We start from the raw sequence: 18,771 nt of genomic DNA on the forward strand, positions 1-18,771 counted from the left end.
TAGTAAGATGACTTTTTGACCCTATGCACAAATGCGCTAGGGTCAAAAGTGTCCTCAAATAAAAACTTCCTAGCATTCACTTCTTGAATACCTCAGCATTTAGCCTCACTTGAAGTGTGAAGTCACTGTGAACCCTAAACTTTAATGAACGAATATTCTGCCGCCACAACCTTCACTGTTGCGATTTTAAAATGCCTATTTGTATAGGAATAGTACACAGTACAAATAGTGATCTGTTATAACAGGATGTTCAAAAAGTCACCAAATGATAAAGTGAAACTTCCATCAGTAGGGTTTTCACTGATGGTTCGTTGAGGCCTACACGACGTGGGTCACACAGACGTTGTCACAGGAGGTGACAATCTTTGTCGATGTTCTCATTCGTCAACCTTTTTGAACACACACTTATAGCAAACTTTTCTCTTGAGGATTTTTGTATAATGAAGTGATTCGAACACAGACTATACTTAGATAGATTGATTCAAAGCATTAACTGCGATTATATTTCCCACTAAATACAAAAAGCAAAACAGTAAAAGCAGGTGCAATAATGAAATCCCGTCTTATTTCAATTATCATTCCTTCATTTAATGAAGAAAATAATATTGAACTTATGTATAAAGCTTTGGATAGGGAATGTACAGACATCGATTATGATTATGAAGTTATCTTTATTAACGATGGAAGCACAGATGATACATTATTCCATATTAAAAAACTGGTATTAAACACATCAAAGGTTAAATATATCTCGTTCAGCAGAAATTTTGGAAAAGAAGTAGCTATTTTAGCCGGCCTTCAACATGTCAAGGGGGAAGCAGTTATTGTCATGGATGCCGATCTACAACATCCATGTAATTTAATAAAAGAATTTCTTAAAGGATACGAAGAAGGGTATCACCAGGTCATTGCTAAGCGGAATCGAAAAGGGGATAGGCCGCTGCGTTCAATTCTTTCCTCCCTTTACTACCGTCTTATCAATAGGATTGTTGATGTCGATTTAAAAGATGGCGTCGGTGATTTTAGACTTTTAAGCCGCCAAGCTGTCGATGCCCTATTAATGTTAAATGAAGGAAACCGTTTCTCAAAAGGGTTATTTTCTTGGATCGGTTTGGATCAGAAAATTATTCACTATGACAATGTACTAAGGCAAAATGGAAAAACAAAATGGTCCCTGTCAAAATTACTAAATTACGGAATTGACGGTATTATTTCCTTTAATAATAGACCACTCAGAGTGTGCTTCTATACAGGAAGCTTGATTTTGTTACTTTCCCTTGTCTATATTTTTGTCCATTTAATTCTGATTATGAACAATGGCATCACTGAACATGGTTATTTCACAACCATTTCTGCGGTTCTCTTACTTGGTGGCGTTCAATTACTCAGTCTTGGTGTAATTGGAGAATATATCGGGAGAATTTACTACGAAACAAAAAAGCGGCCACATTATCTAATACAAGAAACAAATATAAAAAATGGAGAAAGCTATGCAGGTAATCAACCGAGAATTTATAAGGTTCATCGTAGTGGGGATTATTAACACCCTTAATTATTACATGGTCTATTTATTACTGCATGTGATGATAGAAATTGATTATATGACAGCCCATATAGGGAGTTCTTTAATCAGTTTGGTTATTTCATTTTTTTTAAATTCTTATTATACCTTTAAGGTGCGGCCAACTTTATCAAAGTTCTTACAATTTCCGTTAACACAACTCTTTAACATAGCCGTTTCCTCTTTCTTTGTGTATCTTTTTGTTGAGAACCTCCGTATTAATAGCACAATTGCTCCGGTTCTATCTATTTTCATTACCGTCCCCCTAACTTTTATTATAACGGGGAAAATTTTAAAGAATAACGGGGATTTTATATGAAAAAAAAGCATAGTTTTTTAATCCTATTTGCATGCAGTCTTGTCCTTGCTATTCTTGCCCATCTGTTCTTCTTGAAAGAATGGACTCAAGACAGATACATGGTTGGACCAAATGACGGCTTACAGCAGATGGTGACATTTAAAAAGCTTCTTTATGAGCAATATACAACCGGGAACTTTTTTTACTCTTACCAATATGGTTTAGGAGGCGGGACATACAGTCAATTAGCCTTTTATTTCTCGACTGCATTCGTTTTCATCATCACTACAGCTGTAGTTTTTTTACTTGAATCACTTCATTTAATTGGAACCCCGGATATTATCTTTTGGGCACAGGCTGCCGTGATCATAAGCGTTTGTCGGCTAACAATGATTATTTTGATGACCACACTTGTGTTTCGATACATGAAAAGTGATTGGCTGCCTGCGTTCGCAGGGGCTAGCGTTTATGGACTATCGGTCATCTACTTTCGACATGTGACGTATTGGGAGTTTTTTGCGGATGCGATGCTCTGGGTCCCCTTGCTTGTTTTAGGCGTGGAAAAAATTATTCGTGAAGAGCGGTCTGGATTGTTTATTGTTGCAGTGGCTATCACACTTTTTAACAATTTTTATTTCGCCTATATTAATCTGATTTTTATTGGAATTTATATTGGGTTCCGATGGATGATCCGTTTACAAACGAACGAAATTAGCAGGTGGAATCAATTAAAATTATATGCTGGAAGCGGACTAATCGGCTTTGGGATCAGTGCGGTCGCATTTATTCCAGCGGTTTATGGCTACTTTCATAATCACCGCCCTCCTTATCCATTTTCCATTAAGATCGTTGACTTTCCATATAATATTTTATTTACAAGTCCCTATGTTCTTGTACCTGCGATCTTTTTACTATTTCTTTTTACATTTTCTCTATATAAATTTCCTATATTTCGATTGTTTGCCCTGATAAGTGCCATCTTTATTCTGCTTCATTTTAGCCCACTTGTGGCAAGTGCTTTTAATGGCTTTTCTGCGCCACAGTACCGCTGGGAATACTTGATATCCTTCATGATGGGAGGAGCAGTTTCTGCAGGTTTACAACATATAAACAAAATAAGTACAAGGAAAGTTGCAGTCGCAAGCATTCTGGTAATCACTACTTACCTTGTCGTTTCTTTTTCAGATCATTCACTAGATCGCCATACCGTTCCGGTTCTCGGGACAATACTCCTCATGTTAGTAACTATCACGTTAACGTTTGTTTTTATTTGGAAACAAAAGAAAGTATGGTATCTGCTTTTATGCACAGGGGTTTTACTAACCAATGTCGTGTTCGCTAATGGTACTCAATATGTGATTTCAAAAATAGCTGGCGTCGACCAAGTATCAAAAAGCTATTTGTTAAGTGAGCAATACAACGGAGAAGAGCAGCGTACGTTGCTACAGAAAGTGAAAAAGCAAGAATCCGATCCGTTTTATCGAATCGATTGGAAGGTTCGTTCCTTAAACAACACCCCGATTGTCCAAAATTTCAATGGAATGAGTGCCTATTCAAGCATCCTCAATCAGAATCTTCTGTACCTCTACTTATATGATTTACACATTGATATGGGTAGGGAAAGTGTCAGCCGTTTTGCAACACTTGGCAATCGGGCGAACTTATACAGCCTGTTTCAAGGGAAATACATGATGAGGGAAAAAGATAATACGGCTACTATCCCATATGGATTCAAAAAAGTATTAGAATCCGAAGATTACGCCATTTATCAAAATACTAATATATTGCCATTCGTTCGTACAACTAATCAAGTTTTTTCTGAAAAAGATATGGAGAACGCTCCGGTTCTTACGAGAGAACAGGCCATGTTGGAAGGAGTGATCGTAGCCGATATACAGCCGACAAACACCGAATTACCTGAGGTGGCTAATATTATCAACCAGACAACGATTGAAACAGCCGGTGCCACATTTGAAGACAATAAATTGGCAGTGACAGATGAAACAGGCGGCCTAGACCTTGTCATCAATCAACCCAAGACGGATACGAAAGACTATTACGTAAGCTTTCATATTGAAAGTTTAGCCAAAAGCGATGGGTTTGCAGTAAAAGTTAATGACTATAGAACAACACGCAAGCACAATCAGTCCATCTATAAAACCTATGTCGACGACCTTACCATCCGTGTGAAAAAAGCTGATAAAATTAAGATCCGCGTTCCCAAGGGAAATTACATTCTAAAAGATCTCGCATTATTTAGGGAGAATTATCAAGCCTTAGAAATGGCGAAAAAAGAAGCTTATCGTACAGATCGTATACGCTGGGACGGTAATAAACTAATGATCACCTATAATAACCAGAGTAATAATCGTTATATGATGTTGCCCATCCCTTTTGAAAAAGGGTGGGAAGTCAAAATAAACAATGTCCAGCAGCCGTTAGAAAAGGTGAATTATTCGTTTTTGGGATTTCCTATCATGAAGGGAATCAATCATATTGAATTAGTTTATTACCCTCCCTTTTTTAAGATCTCTTTAATCTTAACCATCGTAAGTATTTTACTTGGTGTTCTATTTGTTAGGAATAAGAGACCCAGACAGATTAACAAGAACATAAATTAAAGGGGGTGTCATGAGACACCCCCTTTCCTTTTTTATACACTTGATGATGAACTTTCCATGTCACACTTTTCAAGGAATGACTCCGTATATTCATCTGAACATACAAGATATTCTTTCTCAAAGTGTTTACATACATGATTGTACATCTTCTTGCCTATGCCAAGGTTACGATGAGAAGGGCTGACAGATACGTGCTGGATCACTGCTTCCCTTCCTTCTATTCGCACTCCAATAGTGCCAAGAATGTCTTCTTCCTTCCACAAGAATAGATACCAATTTGAATTGGTCTCGTATTCACTAATAATCTCCTGAAGCTTTTTCACATCTTTGCATTCAGGCATAAAAGAAAGAAGTCCCATAGCAATTTTTTTAAATGATTTTTTATATCGAATGAACATAATAACCCCTCGATTATAAAAATAACGTTTCATCTTTCCAAATCGCAAATAAAACGTTTTTTAATATAAAGCCTTATGGTTCTTTGTGATTACATAACGATAACAAACCAATAATAGAATCCCCATAACAGGCTGAATGTGAGTAATATCGAAAATAGGATCCAGTTTTTCTTTCTCATGAGGTTTCCTCCACCACTTGTGTTAAGACCTAGGGCATAGCATACATAATTTTCTCATAAGATTCAACCCGTTATTTTTGTCAATCCTCTTAGAAATCGACAACCGTCGGATTCACGTCCCTTTAAACGAAAAGGGATCATATTTACAAGCGCTAAATAAAGGTTAAACAAATAGAATAGCTGCAACACTTGACCTTGTTGTGGCAGGTCACTCATATATAAGATTGCTGCACAAATTGCGTTGCTAAGAGGCCCCCCTAGACTTATCATCGCTTGCTGCTTTGGGGTAAAGTTTACTTCTTTTTCGTTATAAGAATAACCGCCTATAAAAAAGATACAATGTAGCTGAACTGTCAATCTTTTGATTTTGCATTTAAATAGGGTCGGACCGATACCTAGCGACAGACTTGAACGCTCTGCCCCGCTCCACAAGCCAACGATGGTATGACCTAGTTCATGAATGAAAAGTCCTAAAGGGGCTACAACAAATAGCAAACAACTTAAAAGCTCAATCATGGGTGATGCCTTTCATAAGCGAAAGAAGTTTACTTATCTTCCACTCTTACACTATGCATAACATCCCCAGGACGTACACGGTCAACAATCTCAACACCATCTATAACTTTACCAAAAACAGTGTGACGACCATCCAAATGAGGCTGTGGTGAATGGCAAACGAAGAACTGACTTCCCCCGTATCTTTGCCAGCGTGAGCCATGGATAATGAACCACGTTCGTGCTTATGCGGATTTCCTTCTGTCTCACATTTAATTGTATAGCCGGGGCCGCCTGTACCATTTCCCTCTGGATCCCCACCTTGAATGACGAAATCAGGAATCACTCGGTGGAAAGTTAATCCATCGTAAAATTCACTGTTAGCAAGTTTCTCAAAGTTTGCTACTGTATTCGGTGCTGCTTCTTCATACATTTCAATTGTCATTTTTTCTCCATTTTCAAAATTGATCGTTGCTTGTTTCATTTCAATTCCCCCTGGTTGTTATAGGTTAAGTCGAGTCTCGTGACCTCTTGGTAATTCTCACGGCGCACGACAAGTTGATGCATTCCATTTTCGATGAATACGACTGCTGCTTTTCCGAAACGGTTATAATTATTAGCCATGGAGTAACCATATGCCCCTGTGCTAAAGACAGCTAGCAAATCATTGTGTTCTACTTCTGGAAGCTCTATATCCCATAATAGCATATCTCCTGACTCACAGCACTTTCCAGCAATAGCATACTCCCTTGCCCTGCTTTCGTCCATACGGTTAGCCAGAACAGCATCGTATTTGGCCTGATACAGAGCCGGTCTAATATTATCAGTCATACCGCCATCTACGGACACATAAGTACGGACGCCCGGAATGTCTTTGATCGCGCCTAATGTGTAAAGAGTGACTCCAGCATCACCTACAATTGCTCGGCCGGGTTCAATCCATATTTCCGGCATAGGATGATCCATGTTTGATGACTGAAGCTTGACTTCTTCAATCAGTGCTAACGCATATTGGTCGAGTGCTAGTGGGTCATCCTCTTCTGTATATTGAATGCCAAAACCTCCACCAAGATTAAGAACTTCAGCAGTAAATTGAAATTTCTCCCGCCAATCATTCATTGTTGCAAATAACTTTTGTGTTGCTAACGTGAAGCCGCTTGTTTCGAAGATTTGCGAGCCAATGTGGCAGTGTAACCCTTTTACATGAAGTCGGTTGTTATCGTGGAGAAGCTTGTAAGCTTGCTCGGCTTGTCCACTGGAAAGATCAAATCCAAACTTCGAATCCTCCTGCCCAGTTAAAATATAGTCATGGGTATGGGCCTCAATCCCTGGGGTGACACGCAGCAATACATCCATCGTTGAGTTTTTCTGCTCTACAAGTTCAGACAACAAGGCAATTTCATAAAAATTATCAACAACAATACAGCCAATTTCAGCCTCCACTGCCATGTCGAGTTCAGCCAAGCTCTTGTTGTTCCCGTGCATATGAATCTTCTCAACCGGAAACTCAGCTTCAAGGGCTGTATGCAACTCCCCTTCTGAAACAACATCCAAACTCAGACCTTCTTCTTTAGCTACTTGCAGCATAGCTATAGAGGAAAATGCTTTACTGGCATAGGCAACCTGTGCAGGGATTTCATGTTCCCTGAACGTCTGTACAAACGCCCTTGCATTTCTACGAATCCGATCTACATCATATACGTATACAGGAGTTCCATAAGCATCTGCTATCTCTTTAGCCGGGATACCTCCGATTAATAATTGTCCATTATCATTGATCGTGCGATTCATTACGCTCCGCCTTTCCTCCCTTAATAAAAGAAAATGTTCCTTTTTTGAGGAAAAGGAACATTTCAAATTATTTTTAATTTATCACAACTTTAAAGCAGTGGCAATTAAATTACCCCTTACGTCTGTTGTTTTGCGGATGCACAATACTTGGACGAATTTTTGCAAGCGGAACAGATAAACGAACAAGAATCCCCATCAATGCTTTCGCGTTAAAAGGTATAAATGGCCATAAGTAAGGTATATTTAATGAATTTGTTCTCGCTAAGAAAAGGATATATGCTGTTACACCAACTACAAAACCTGGCAATCCAAATATAGCTGTAATAAGTAGCAACACCACACGAACGAGTTTATTAGCTACTGAAAGCTCATAGCTTGGTGTGGAATAAGATCCAATTGCACTCACAGCAATGTACAGAATCACCTCTGGAACAAACATCCCAACATCAATAGCTATTTGTCCAATTAAAACCGCTGCTATTAAACCCATGGCCGTTGCTAAAGGGGTAGGTGTATGAATCGCTGCTATCCTTAACATTTCTAAACCTAAATCTGCCAGTAACAATTGAACGACAATCGGAATAGTTGATTCTTCATTTGGACCTATAAATGCTAAATTATCTGGCAGAAGCTCCGGTTCGATCACAAACAATGTCCATAAAGGAAGTAAGAATAGCGAGGCGAATATCCCAAAAAAGCGGATCCACCTTACAAACGTTCCTATCATTGGTGCTTCCCGGTATTCCTCTGCGTGTTGAACATGGTGGAAATAGGTTGTAGGAGTAATGATCATACTTGGTGAAGTGTCCACCATGATGAGTACGTGCCCTTCAAATAAATGAGATGCCGCTACGTCAGGTCTCTCCGTATAACGTACAAGTGGAAAGGGGTTATAGCCTTGTTTTACTAGAAATTCTTCCACTGATTTATCAGCCATCGATAAGCCATCCGTACTTATGTTTTTTATTTCTTCTTTTAATAATTTAACCAGTCCTGGATCGGCTATATCTTGAATATAGGATACACAGATATCTGTTTTTGAACGTTCTCCAATTTGCATAATTTCAAGACGAAGACGTTCATCACGAATTCTCCTTCTCGTTAATGCTGTGTTTTCGATAATGTTTTCTGTGTATCCATCTCTTGACCCGCGAATGACTTTTTCAGTATCCGGCTCCTTAGGTGAACGCCCTGGATAAGACCGTACATCAATGATGTAGGCTTTCGCATCCCCTTCTACAAAAATAACAATAAGTCCTGATAGAACCTGGGTTATACACTTATCTATCGATTCTACAACATCAACTTGTTGATGTACTAACTCATCATGGATGTATTTAGATGCTTCATCTTTACCTTCTTTTTGATCGTCAAGATCATTTAGCTGACGTAATATCTGGGCGATTAATGCCGAATCACATAACCCTGTTACATAGTATAGATTGATTTCATGATCGAGAATCGTTATACTTCGAAAACCTACATCAAAAGAAGTATCTACACCTATGCGTTCATTCATCAACTTTCTATTTTGCTCAAGCTTCATTACGATTGGAGTTTCTTTCTGTGTCGACATTATCCCACCTCCTCCATTTAGCTTACCCCTTAGGTTTGAAAATAAGTGCAACTAGAAATCCGAATAAAATTGCAGAAGCAATACCGGTTGATGTTAGCTCAAAAATACCAATAGCTACCCCGATAAAGCCGTGTTCCTCCGCTTGATCCATTGCTCCGTGCAAAAGCGAATGTCCAAAACTTGTAATCGGTACGGTCGCCCCTGCACCAGCAAATCTAATTAAGTTGTCATATAAATCAAACGCATCCAGCACTGCCCCTGCCACTACGAAAGTGGACATGACGTGTGCAGGGGTCAATTTAGCCACATCAAGTAACAGCTGCCCTATCACACAAATTCCGCCGCCTACGACAAACGCCCAGAGAAATTCCATTAGTTATCCTCCTTCGTAAGCACGACGCCGTGGGCTATGCATGGAATCGTTTCTTTTTGTTGTATCATCATAGGATTCATTAGCGCTCCCGTTGCTACGACAAGGATACGTTTGTATTTTCCTTGCTTTAGATCATCAATTAATTTTCCATAGGTAACAACCGCAGAACAGGCGCAGCCGCTCCCTCCGCTAAATACAGGTTGGTCACTATGGTAGACCATGAGACCGCAGTCATCATGTACATCAGCTACATCATAACCATCATTTTTTAGCATATCTCGCAAGATCGGTGTCCCAACACTTGATAAATCCCCCGTAGCAATTACATCATAATCCGATGGCACTCTTCCCATATCTTCGAAGTGAGCTTTAATGGTACTCCAGGCGGCGGGTACCATAGCCGAACCTAGATCAAATGGATCGTTCGTGCCGTAATCCACCACACGTCCAATCGTAGCTGCCTCTACACGAATTGGCGAAGGTTGGGTGGATAATAAGGCAGCGCCACTACCGGTTACAGTAAAAGTAGCTGTTTTCGGCTTTTGACCTCCGTATTCAGTAGGATACCTGTACTGTCTCTCCGCTGTAGCATTATGGGAGCTGACAGCTGCAATTGCCTGTTTTGCATAACCTGCCTCAATAAGCGCAGCTCCTGTAGCAAGAGTCTCCATTGATGTCGAGCATGCCCCAAACATGCCAAGTAACGGGATCCCAAGCTGCCTTGCCACGTAATTTCCTGTTACATTTTGGTTCAGTAAATCCCCTGTTAATAATAGATCAATACTTGTTTGATCGATACCTGCTTTTTGTAAACAATAATGAACAGCATCAGACATCAATCTTCGTTCAGCGAGTTCCCAATTTGTTTCACCACAGTGCAAGTCATCATAACTATAATCAAACAAATTATGAAGTGGCCCTGCTCCTTCTAGTGGCCCGACAACTGTACCCGTTGATTGTATATAAACAGGCTTCGTAAATGTCCATGTTTGTTTCCCTGCTTGTCCCACAACTCATTCCTCCTAAAATAACCAATGCCATAGATAGCGTATGATCCCTAACACATAGGCTGCTACTACTCCAAAAACAATCACAGATCCAGCCAGTTTAAAAAGGTTTGTTGCTATTCCAAGAACAATCCCTTCACTTTTGTGCTCTAAAGCTGCAGATGTAATGGAATTTGCAAATCCTGTAATAGGAACAGCCGAACCTGCTCCAGCAAATTGTCCTAGGCGGTCATAAACTCCAAATCCTGTCGCAAGTGCTGCAAGCAGTATTAAAGTAGCTACCGTCGGGTTACTGGCATCTTGTTCACTAAAACCGAACCATGATATATACATCACTGATAAAAGCTGTCCAAATGTACAAATTAGTCCACCTATAAGGAATGCTTTTAAACAATTGATCAAATAAGGTGGTTTCGGCTGATAATCTTTACTTTTTTGTTTATAATTTTTCGCATCAAACGATTGCATCTTAGATCCTCCTCTAACGTACGAACAATACCCACTGAAATAGTGAGCCTGCAACTTTTCCTATAGCGAGTGCCATAAGTAATGGAAATAAGTAACTTTCAATTCCAACCCGTTTAAACAATAGGGGAAAGACATTCAGGACTTCCGTTAATGCAGCTGCAAGCAACCCAATGAATATCCCGTGAAATAGTCCCCAGATGATTAAAACGATAACAGGGAGACTGGCAGGAAGATCGCCAAACGATAAGTAAATTCCGAACAAGACTCCTGTAAAAACGGCACCTTCGTACCATCTGATTTTCGATTCAGAATGACTAAGCTGCATTAAACGTGGCACCACACCTAAAACGGTCAGAAAGGCCACGAAACCTGTACCAACAGCAATCCCAGATGCAAGACCGATAATTGCTTCAACGATCTTCATCTTGCTCGACCTTGTTCTCATTAATGGCTACATAATGATCCAAATCCTCCTGATACTTAAATACTTCTACCTCCATTGGGTTTGGTTCCTCGTTGAACTTCTTACGGAACCAATGATTAAAGAATAAAATCATTCCTAAGCCTAGCCCGATAGAATAAGGAACTTGAATCCATAAGGGGTGTTCTTCCTCCTCACCTGTCAACATAAAATGGAGCTTTTGCTGAACATCCTCCATACTGACATCATAGTGGAAATTCATAATTGCCATGGCAGCACCTATAAATAAAAGCACCCAAATAGCTGTTACAATAAAAAGTGAGGGCTTTTTAGCAAACTTCTTTTCTACATGAACAACGCATTGGCTTGGTCCTATAATTTCTAGTTCAAGATGTGGGAATCGTTTTAAAATCAGCTCGATTAAAGGATGAATATCAATAACAACAATATTCTTATCTTTTTCCTCTATGTTATGAATAACCATGCTTTCAACGATTTGCTTATAACTGCTTGGTCCTGCTACTTTTGCAACATCTCTAACACGAATGACATGACCAGAAGAAACGCGGATAGATTGTCTCAATCGAATATATACAGGAGTTGTCATATCGCTTAACGCCTCCCCTGAAAGATTTCTTTGTTAGTATGTGTGGGATGGAAAAAAACATACAAAAAAAGCTACGCTAGAAAGCGTAACTTTAAGTGTGTGTTCAAAAAGTTGACGAATGAGAACGTCAACAAAGATCGTGACCTCCTGGGACGACGTCGACACGAGCACGTTCCTTGCGCATCGCAAGAAGTCTGAGGTGCGAACGTTTTGAGACCCACAGCGTATGCCTTCCATACGTGAGGACCGGAAAAACCAAGCAACGAAGAAATGCGACGTTTATCCAGCATGAACGGTCAGTAAACCCCAAAGATACCGTCGTGAAAATAAGAAGCTATGCTGAGGATTAACTGTCCGTAAATGTCCGATTTTAGGGAAACACAGACTAAGGTCGCCACGTTCTGCGGCAAGGTCTGTGTGACCCACGTCGTATAGGCCTAAACGAACCATCAGTGAAAACCCCACTGATGGAAGTTTCACTTTATCATTTGGTAATTTTTTGAACATCCTCTTTAAAGTACTAAGATTTAGTGACGATGATCTCCAGGGTTACTTTCACTCATTCATCGTTTCCTTCATATACTCAAGGATTTTCTTTTCGAGTCTTGAGACTTGGACTTGCGAGATGCCTAACCTTTCGGCGACTTCACTTTGTGTTTGGTCTTTAAAGTAGCGTAAATAAATAATTAACCGTTCTCTTTTCTCAAGCTTATTCATCATATCGTGCAATGTTAAATGTTCAAACCAATGCGTATCTTCTTCAGCGATTTGGTCAACGAGTGTAATCGGGTCCCCTTCACTTTCGTACACCGTTTCATAAATAGATTGAGGAGAGCGACCGGCTTCTTCCGCCTGAACTACGTCCTCACTAGTTAGATCGAGGGCTTCAGCAATTTCGTTAATAGTAGGAGACCTGCCTAGCTGCTTCAGCATCTCCTCTTTTTTTCCACGAACTTTATGATACGTCTCTTTTAAGCTTCGGCTTACTTTTACACTTCCGTCATCTCTGATAAATCGTTGAATTTCACCAATGATCATCGGGACAGCATAAGTTGAAAATTTAACATCATAACTTAAGTCAAATTTATCCACTGATTTCAGTAAGCCAATACAGCCGATTTGATACAAATCATCAGGATCATATCCTCGTCTTAAATAACGCTGAACGACAGACCACACTAATCTTGTGTTGCGCTCAACTAAATAATGTCTCGCATCCTGATCCCCTGACTGACTTTTCGCTATCAATTCCCTTACTTCTTTGTCGGATAAACGTTCTTTTGTAATGTCTGTTTTCATACTCATCGCCCTAATTAGCCAGAGCTCGTGTTGACGTGAGTTGCTTTACCAAACGAATTGTTGTGCCTGTCCCTTCATCTGAAGTGATCTCCACTTTATCCATGAAATTCTCCATAATGGTGAATCCCATGCCTGATCGCTCCCACTCAGGTTTGGAAGTAAATAGCGGTTCCCTTGCTTGTTCGATATCCACCATTCCAATACCATTGTCTTTAATGATGATTTCAATCTGTTCATTCTCCATCGAACACTCGAGAGTTATTTGTTGATCCGGCTTGTCTTCATAACCATGAATAATCGCATTGGTTACTGCTTCTGAGACGACCGTCTTAATGTCTGTCAGTTCATCCATCGTTGGATTCATCTGACTAATAAACGCAGCAACGGAAATACGGGCTAGGGATTCATTTTGGCTAACGCTTAGGAACTCAATTTTCATATGGTTTTTCATGAAGCCACCCCCAACATTTGCAGAGCGAAATCTTCATTGTCAACTAACTTGACAATCTTAAACATCCCTGAAAGATCAAACAATCTTCGTACTTCTGGTGAGATGGAGCAAATAACCATTTCACTTCCTGATGCCTGAATTTCTTTATAACGTCCAAGCATCACACCCAGACCTGAACTGTCCATGAAAGATAATTTCTCTAAATTAACGATGACATTACCTACATTGTTCTGTGCAAGCTGTGCCTGCCATTCTTCACGAAGTCCAATTGCCTCGTGATGATCCAATTCTCCAGCCATACGGACTAGCAGTACGTTTTCTTTTACAATAAAATCTACATGAAGACTCAAGTTCTGTTCCTCCTCTATCATTTAGAGTCACTTAAGTCTTTCGTAAACTGTTCCTGCTTTTCCTTCCTAAAAACAATACTAGCGCAATATCGCTAAAACTTCTGAAAACTCGTCAAATTTCTAAATGAGCGTTCGAATAATTCAATTAGGTTCGCTCGTTCAATCGGCTTCGTTGCCTCAATCCGAACCTTCGTCACTTCCTGTCCATTATTGGTTATAACAATCCAGCCAAAGTGATCACCTTTTTTCACTGGTAAATCCAAGGATTTGCGAACTTTAAGTGTTGCCTTATACTGGCCTTTTGGTTGATTCTTTTTCTTTAATACGACTACGTCTTTTTCTGGTGCTAAAGGTAATACTTTAGGCGTTCCACGCGTTGTTTTCACCGAATGAAGCACATCATTCTTAGAATAGAGTTGGACGCCTTCATATTGACTAAATCCATAATCAAGCATACTGGTTACGTCAGCATTTCTTTTCTTTGGACTTTCGGCTCCCATCACAACAGCAATCATATGAAGGTCACCTTTTTTGGCAGAAGCTGTTAAGCAATACTTCGCTTTGTTGGTGTAACCTGTTTTTAACCCATCCACTCCAGGATATGATTTTATAAGCTTATTTGTATTGACAAGCCAGAACTCATTATCCTGTCCTTTTCTTAAATAGTCCTCATAGATGCTCGTATAGTTGGTAATATCTTCATGAAGCAATAGCTCTCGGGCCATTACCGCCATATCTTTGGCTGTGCTATAATGCCCCTCTGCTGGAAGACCTGTAGGATTTTCAAAATGAGTATTTTTTAAACCTAAACTTTTCACTTTTTCATTCATCATTTTGACAAAAGCACTTTCGCTTCCGGCAATCCTCTCAGCCATCGCCACACTCGCATCATTTCCTGACGCAATAGCAATCCCTTTGAGGAGATCTTTAACTGTCATCTCTTCGCCTTCATCCAGGAAAATTTGTGACCCTCCCATAGAAGCTGCATGTTCACTGACTCGGACTTTTTCATCTAACGAAATATTTCCCTTCTCTAACTCTTCCATAATAAGTAAAAGAGTCATAATTTTCGTCATGCTTGCTGGTGGAAGCTTTTTGTCTGCTTGTTTATCGTATAACGTCATGCCACTATTTTTCTCCATGAGAATGGCAGACGGTGCTGATTTCACTAGCTCTTCAGCTGTTTCCTCTGCATGTATGGATGTGGGCGTATAGAGCATTCCCAAAACAGTGATGGCTACTAGTAAGCTGAGTAATCGTTTCATTTGTTTCCCACCTTCTTCTGTAAGTGTTCCTATATTTCCCTGTTCGAACACTTCTATTCAAGATAAAAAGCGTAAAAAAAGAACCCTACACAGTTGTAGAGCTCTTCCGAGAGTAAAGCAAATATAAGGTTATACCTTTACCGGGTTATTTCGATAAGCAAATGAAAATAACCCTTCACGCGCTTGGGTTGCTATTTAATTACTTTGTGAATTAATGTTGGGGCATCAACTTTATTACTACATATTGTATAAGCCTGCTTCACCTTTTCGATGGATGTGTCAGGGTGCTCCTCATCACTATGAAGAACGACTAACGCCTCTCCTGCTTTTACTTCGTCACCGATTTTCTTATTCAATGTAATCCCGACACCATGGTTGATTTGGTCATCTTTCGTTGCACGACCCGCGCCAAGATACATCGCAGCTACACCAATCAATTCTGCATCAATTTCAGAAACAAAACCATCCTGCTCCGTTTTCACCTCTACATCATGTGCCGCAGATGGCAATCGACTTAAATCGTCGATCATGGAGATATCTCCATGCTGTGCTTGGATGAAATCACGGAAAGCAGCAAAGGCCTTGCCATTTTCAAGGTTTTGTTCTAAGGTTTGGTACGCATCTTCATAGTTTGCAAATACTTCAGCTAATACGGCCATATGCGAGGCAAGTTCAAGCGATAGCTTTCTAAGATCCTCTACCTTTTTTCCTTGCAGAATTTCAGCTGCCTCTTTAATTTCGTTAGCGTTTCCAACTTCAAATCCTAATGGTTGGTTCATATCACTTATAACCGCCACTGTGTTTCGACCGAGGTTGTTACCGATATTCACCATTTCTCGTGCCAGTGCCTCTGAATCCTCTAATGTTTTCATGAAGGCGCCACTACCTGTTTTGACATCAAGAACAATGCTATCAGCACCTGAAGCAAGTTTCTTACTCATGATTGATCCGGCGATGAGTGGGAGTGAGTCGACGGTCCCTATGACGTCCCTTAGTGCATATAATTTCTTATCTGCAGGCGCCAGATTTCCTGTTTGTCCAGCTACGGCCAATTTATGTTCGTTGACATTCTTGATGAACTGATCCTTTTCCATCTCAATCTCAAGGTCTTTGATGGACTCCAGTTTATCAAGTGTCCCCCCCGTATGCCCTAGCCCCCGTCCTGACATCTTAGCTACGGGGACCCCTACTGATGCGACGAGTGGCCCTACAATAAAAGTTATTTTATCCCCTACCCCGCCAGTAGAGTGCTTATCGACTTTGTGACCTTTGATAGCAGAAAGGTCAATGGTTTCTCCTGAATCCACCATAGCCTGTGTTAAAGTCGCTGTCTCTTCTTGTGTCATGCCTTGAAAGTAAATCGCCATTGTTAACGCAGCAGCCTGGTAATCAGGGATGTCTCCTTTGGTGTATCCTTCAATAAAAAAACCAATTTCCTGTTTCGTTAATTCGCCGCCGTCTCTTTTTTTTACGATAATGTCGTACATTCTCATAACTGTTCACCCCTACTATGCTGGTAATGTTTTTAATAAATCTTTAACAAACCCTAGAAAATCTTCTCTCACTCGGGCAGTAGTTTCAATTACTTCATCATGAGTCAGAGGCTGATCCAAAATACCGGCAGCCATATTTGAAATACAGGAAATACCTAAAACGCGAATTCCCATATGGTTCGCTACAATAACTTCAGGAACCGTCGACATCCCGACTGCGTCGCCTCCAAGCGTTCGAATCATCCGAACTTCCGCTGCTGTTTCGTATGCAGGTCCAGTGTTCCCGACGTAGACACCTTTTTGTATCTTCAAACCTAACCGTTCAGCACTTTGTTCTGCATGATGAAGTAGAGCACGATCGTATGCTTCAGACATATCAGGGAAACGTGGGCCGAGGTCTTCATCATTCATTCCCAGCAAAGGACTATCCCCCATGTTGTTGATATGGTCTGTAATTACCATTAAGTCCCCAGCCTCAAAGGATTCGTTAACACCCCCAGCTGCATTAGTCACAAATAAGGTTTCGACCCCCATTTCTTTCATAACGCGAACCGGGAATGTTACCTGTTTCATGTCATATCCCTCATAATAGTGAAACCGTCCTTGCATAGCGATTACTTGACGACCCTCAAGCTGACCGATTACTAGCTGGCCTTTATGGCCTGATACGGTCGATTCAGGGAAGTGCGGGATATCTTTATAGCTGATCATTACTGGATTTTCGATTTCATCAGCAAGCACACCTAAACCTGATCCAAGGATTAATCCTACAGTAGGCTGAGCAGATAATTTTTCTTGAATAAATGCTGCTGCTTCTTGATTGTAATTTTTCATAACTTTTCCCCCTCTATTGAATTTTATTTAAGAAACTTTTGCCGTACTCTGGCACTTCCACAGAAAAGTTCTCAGCGATGGTTGCACCAATATCAGCAAACGTTTGCCGCTGATCCAGTTCGATTCCTTCTTTTATTCCATTATGATAAACGACAAGTGGTACAAGTTCTCTCGTGTGGTCTGTACCATGATGAATGGGATCATTGCCATGGTCAGCAGTAATAATCAATAAGTCATCATCATTTAGTTTACTTAACACTTCCGGCAATCGCTTGTCATAAGCTTCAAGTGCTTCGCCATAGCCTTGCGGGTCACGACGATGTCCGAATTTAGCATCAAAATCTACAAGATTCAAAAAGTTTAGCCCATTAAAATCTTTATTCATTGACGCTACCATTTGATCCATCCCATCCATATTGTGCTTCGTACGAATCGCTTCTGTCACACCCTCCCCATCATAAATATCTGAAATTTTCCCTAACGCAATAACGTCAAAGTCAGCGTCCGCCATATGATTCATCACCGTTCTTCCAAATGGCTTCAATGCATAATCATGACGATTAGATGTTCTTTCAAACTCGCCGGGCTTTCCGATGAATGGACGGGCGATGATACGACCCACCATATACTTTTCATCTTTTGTTAACTCCCGTGCATATTCACAAATCTCATACAGCTCTTCGGGAGGGACGACTTCCTCATGAGCAGCAATTTGCAACACAGAGTCTGCTGATGTGTAAACAATAAGGTCGCCTGTCTCCATATGATGTTGCCCTAAGTCTTTAATAATTTCTGTTCCGGATGCTGGTTCATTCCCTACAATCCCGCGACCTGTTTTTTCTTTTATTTTATTTAACAGTTCATCAGGAAATCCATCGGGAAAAGTACGAAAAGGCTTATCAATATATAAACCCATAATTTCCCAGTGCCCAGTCATTGTATCCTTTCCATTGGAGGCTTCGACCATTGTCGTATAGTGAGCTTTAGGATGAGCAACCTTCTCAATCCCTTGAACTGGGCGAATGTTTCCTAATCCCAGTTTTTCCATATTCGACATGGAAAGACCATTCATATGCTCAGCAATATGCCCAAGTGTATGAGCGCCTTTGTCATTAAATTTTTCAGCATCTGGTGCTTCCCCAATTCCGACTGAATCCATAACAATTAAAAATACCCTTTTAAATGATTTCATTTTTCATACCTCCTGAATTTTAGTGTTATCTAGTCTTGGAAAAACTATATATCAAAAGAAAGACGTAGGATGTCAGACAACTAAAAGTAAAA

At 40.2% G+C, this 18,771-nt stretch carries 19 protein-coding genes and 1 pseudogene; 3 read left to right on the forward strand and 17 right to left on the reverse strand.

Translation table 11 applies throughout. The features are described from left to right. The first annotated feature begins 550 nt into the window (after positions 1-550). From MUO14_RS01075 to MUO14_RS01085, 3 genes are read left to right on the forward strand one after another with little or no spacing between them, the layout of a single operon-like run. Entirely contained in the window at positions 551-1,543 is a 993-nt protein-coding gene (locus MUO14_RS01075) for a glycosyltransferase family 2 protein (RefSeq protein ID WP_244753247.1), read from the forward strand. Then, the gene (locus MUO14_RS01080) at positions 1,479-1,880 is read left to right on the forward strand and encodes a GtrA family protein (RefSeq protein ID WP_244753248.1); all 402 of its coding nucleotides are present in this window, start codon (positions 1,479-1,481) and stop codon (positions 1,878-1,880) included. The genes MUO14_RS01075 and MUO14_RS01080 overlap by 65 nt, the downstream gene beginning before the upstream one ends. Further along, the gene (locus tag MUO14_RS01085; protein ID WP_244753249.1) at positions 1,877-4,480 is read left to right on the forward strand and encodes a YfhO family protein; all 2,604 of its coding nucleotides are present in this window, start codon (positions 1,877-1,879) and stop codon (positions 4,478-4,480) included. The genes MUO14_RS01080 and MUO14_RS01085 overlap by 4 nt, the downstream gene beginning before the upstream one ends. A gap of 32 nt (positions 4,481-4,512) precedes the next feature. On the opposite strand, the gene MUO14_RS01090 is transcribed toward MUO14_RS01085, so the two are convergent. The 17 genes and pseudogenes from MUO14_RS01090 to deoB all read right to left on the reverse strand — a co-directional run bounded on the left by MUO14_RS01090 (position 4,513) and on the right by deoB (position 18,679). Next, positions 4,513-4,878, reverse strand: coding sequence for a GNAT family N-acetyltransferase (locus tag MUO14_RS01090; protein WP_244753250.1), 366 nt, complete (start codon positions 4,876-4,878; stop codon positions 4,513-4,515). 242 nt (positions 4,879-5,120) lie between these two features. Then, positions 5,121-5,573, reverse strand: a complete 453-nt coding sequence (locus tag MUO14_RS01095; protein ID WP_244753251.1) for a site-2 protease family protein — start codon at positions 5,571-5,573, stop codon at positions 5,121-5,123. A 113-nt stretch (positions 5,574-5,686) separates the two neighbouring features. After that, positions 5,687-6,036, reverse strand: a pseudogene (locus MUO14_RS01100) (peptidylprolyl isomerase); the annotation flags it as partial. Then, positions 6,033-7,343: a diaminopimelate decarboxylase gene (gene lysA, locus MUO14_RS01105; protein ID WP_244753252.1), complete on the reverse strand. Its 1,311-nt coding sequence runs from the start codon at positions 7,341-7,343 to the stop codon at positions 6,033-6,035. The pseudogene MUO14_RS01100 and the gene lysA, both read right to left, overlap by 4 nt. A gap of 109 nt (positions 7,344-7,452) precedes the next feature. Further along, a complete protein-coding gene (locus MUO14_RS01110; RefSeq protein ID WP_304654206.1) occupies positions 7,453-8,919 on the reverse strand; it encodes a spore germination protein in 1,467 nt (488 codons plus the stop codon). 22 nt (positions 8,920-8,941) lie between these two features. Beyond that, entirely contained in the window at positions 8,942-9,292 is a 351-nt protein-coding gene (spoVAE, locus tag MUO14_RS01115) for a stage V sporulation protein AE (protein WP_244753253.1), read from the reverse strand. Continuing rightward, positions 9,292-10,302, reverse strand: coding sequence for a stage V sporulation protein AD (gene spoVAD / locus MUO14_RS01120; protein ID WP_244753254.1), 1,011 nt, complete (start codon positions 10,300-10,302; stop codon positions 9,292-9,294). The genes spoVAE and spoVAD overlap by 1 nt, the downstream gene beginning before the upstream one ends. A gap of 12 nt (positions 10,303-10,314) precedes the next feature. Further along, positions 10,315-10,767 (reverse strand): stage V sporulation protein AC, encoded by a 453-nt coding sequence (gene spoVAC, locus MUO14_RS01125; protein ID WP_244753255.1) that lies wholly within the window; start codon positions 10,765-10,767, stop codon positions 10,315-10,317. Positions 10,768-10,780: 13 nt separating this feature from the next. Continuing rightward, positions 10,781-11,191 (reverse strand): stage V sporulation protein AB, encoded by a 411-nt coding sequence (locus MUO14_RS01130; protein ID WP_304654207.1) that lies wholly within the window; start codon positions 11,189-11,191, stop codon positions 10,781-10,783. After that, on the reverse strand, positions 11,178-11,795 hold the full coding sequence (locus MUO14_RS01135; RefSeq protein ID WP_244753256.1) for a stage V sporulation protein AA: 618 nt from the start codon (positions 11,793-11,795) through the stop codon (positions 11,178-11,180). The genes MUO14_RS01130 and MUO14_RS01135 overlap by 14 nt, the downstream gene beginning before the upstream one ends. 555 nt (positions 11,796-12,350) lie before the next feature. Continuing rightward, entirely contained in the window at positions 12,351-13,094 is a 744-nt protein-coding gene (sigF, locus tag MUO14_RS01140) for an RNA polymerase sporulation sigma factor SigF (RefSeq protein ID WP_244753257.1), read from the reverse strand. 10 nt (positions 13,095-13,104) lie between these two features. Beyond that, a complete protein-coding gene (spoIIAB, locus tag MUO14_RS01145; protein ID WP_244753258.1) occupies positions 13,105-13,545 on the reverse strand; it encodes an anti-sigma F factor in 441 nt (146 codons plus the stop codon). Next, entirely contained in the window at positions 13,542-13,895 is a 354-nt protein-coding gene (gene spoIIAA / locus MUO14_RS01150; RefSeq protein ID WP_244753259.1) for an anti-sigma F factor antagonist, read from the reverse strand. Before spoIIAA ends, spoIIAB begins: the two co-directional genes overlap by 4 nt. Positions 13,896-13,987: 92 nt before the next feature. Next, entirely contained in the window at positions 13,988-15,160 is a 1,173-nt protein-coding gene (locus tag MUO14_RS01155) for a D-alanyl-D-alanine carboxypeptidase family protein (protein WP_244753260.1), read from the reverse strand. Between the two features lie 191 nt (positions 15,161-15,351). Next, entirely contained in the window at positions 15,352-16,653 is a 1,302-nt protein-coding gene (locus MUO14_RS01160; protein WP_244753261.1) for a pyrimidine-nucleoside phosphorylase, read from the reverse strand. Between the two features lie 15 nt (positions 16,654-16,668). Beyond that, the gene (locus tag MUO14_RS01165; RefSeq protein WP_244753262.1) at positions 16,669-17,487 is read right to left on the reverse strand and encodes a purine-nucleoside phosphorylase; all 819 of its coding nucleotides are present in this window, start codon (positions 17,485-17,487) and stop codon (positions 16,669-16,671) included. A gap of 13 nt (positions 17,488-17,500) precedes the next feature. Next, complete coding sequence (deoB, locus tag MUO14_RS01170; RefSeq protein WP_244753263.1) at positions 17,501-18,679, reverse strand: phosphopentomutase; 1,179 nt, start codon at positions 18,677-18,679, stop codon at positions 17,501-17,503. Positions 18,680-18,771: the final 92 nt, after the last annotated feature.

It is taken from the genome of Halobacillus shinanisalinarum, assembly GCF_022919835.1.
In the GTDB taxonomy this organism is placed as follows: Bacteria; Bacillota; Bacilli; order Bacillales; family Halobacillaceae; genus Halobacillus_A; species Halobacillus_A shinanisalinarum.

Bases quoted from the DNA above. Each gene is read 5' to 3' on its own strand.
- MUO14_RS01075 (WP_244753247.1), top strand. From the start codon at position 551: ATGAAATCCCGTCTTATTTCAATTATCATTCCTTCATTTAATGAAGAA.
- MUO14_RS01080 (WP_244753248.1), top strand. From the start codon at position 1,479: ATGGAGAAAGCTATGCAGGTAATCAACCGAGAATTTATAAGGTTCATC.
- MUO14_RS01085 (WP_244753249.1), top strand. From the start codon at position 1,877: ATGAAAAAAAAGCATAGTTTTTTAATCCTATTTGCATGCAGTCTTGTC.
- MUO14_RS01090 (WP_244753250.1), bottom strand. From the start codon at position 4,878: ATGTTCATTCGATATAAAAAATCATTTAAAAAAATTGCTATGGGACTT.
- MUO14_RS01095 (WP_244753251.1), bottom strand. From the start codon at position 5,573: ATGATTGAGCTTTTAAGTTGTTTGCTATTTGTTGTAGCCCCTTTAGGA.
- lysA (WP_244753252.1), bottom strand. From the start codon at position 7,343: ATGAATCGCACGATCAATGATAATGGACAATTATTAATCGGAGGTATC.
- MUO14_RS01110 (WP_304654206.1), bottom strand. From the start codon at position 8,919: ATGTCGACACAGAAAGAAACTCCAATCGTAATGAAGCTTGAGCAAAAT.
- spoVAE (WP_244753253.1), bottom strand. From the start codon at position 9,292: ATGGAATTTCTCTGGGCGTTTGTCGTAGGCGGCGGAATTTGTGTGATA.
- spoVAC (WP_244753255.1), bottom strand. From the start codon at position 10,767: ATGCAATCGTTTGATGCGAAAAATTATAAACAAAAAAGTAAAGATTAT.
- MUO14_RS01130 (WP_304654207.1), bottom strand. From the start codon at position 11,191: ATGAAGATCGTTGAAGCAATTATCGGTCTTGCATCTGGGATTGCTGTT.
- MUO14_RS01135 (WP_244753256.1), bottom strand. From the start codon at position 11,795: ATGACAACTCCTGTATATATTCGATTGAGACAATCTATCCGCGTTTCT.
- sigF (WP_244753257.1), bottom strand. From the start codon at position 13,094: ATGAAAACAGACATTACAAAAGAACGTTTATCCGACAAAGAAGTAAGG.
- spoIIAB (WP_244753258.1), bottom strand. From the start codon at position 13,545: ATGAAAAACCATATGAAAATTGAGTTCCTAAGCGTTAGCCAAAATGAA.
- MUO14_RS01155 (WP_244753260.1), bottom strand. From the start codon at position 15,160: ATGAAACGATTACTCAGCTTACTAGTAGCCATCACTGTTTTGGGAATG.
- MUO14_RS01160 (WP_244753261.1), bottom strand. From the start codon at position 16,653: ATGAGAATGTACGACATTATCGTAAAAAAAAGAGACGGCGGCGAATTA.
- MUO14_RS01165 (WP_244753262.1), bottom strand. From the start codon at position 17,487: ATGAAAAATTACAATCAAGAAGCAGCAGCATTTATTCAAGAAAAATTA.
- deoB (WP_244753263.1), bottom strand. From the start codon at position 18,679: ATGAAATCATTTAAAAGGGTATTTTTAATTGTTATGGATTCAGTCGGA.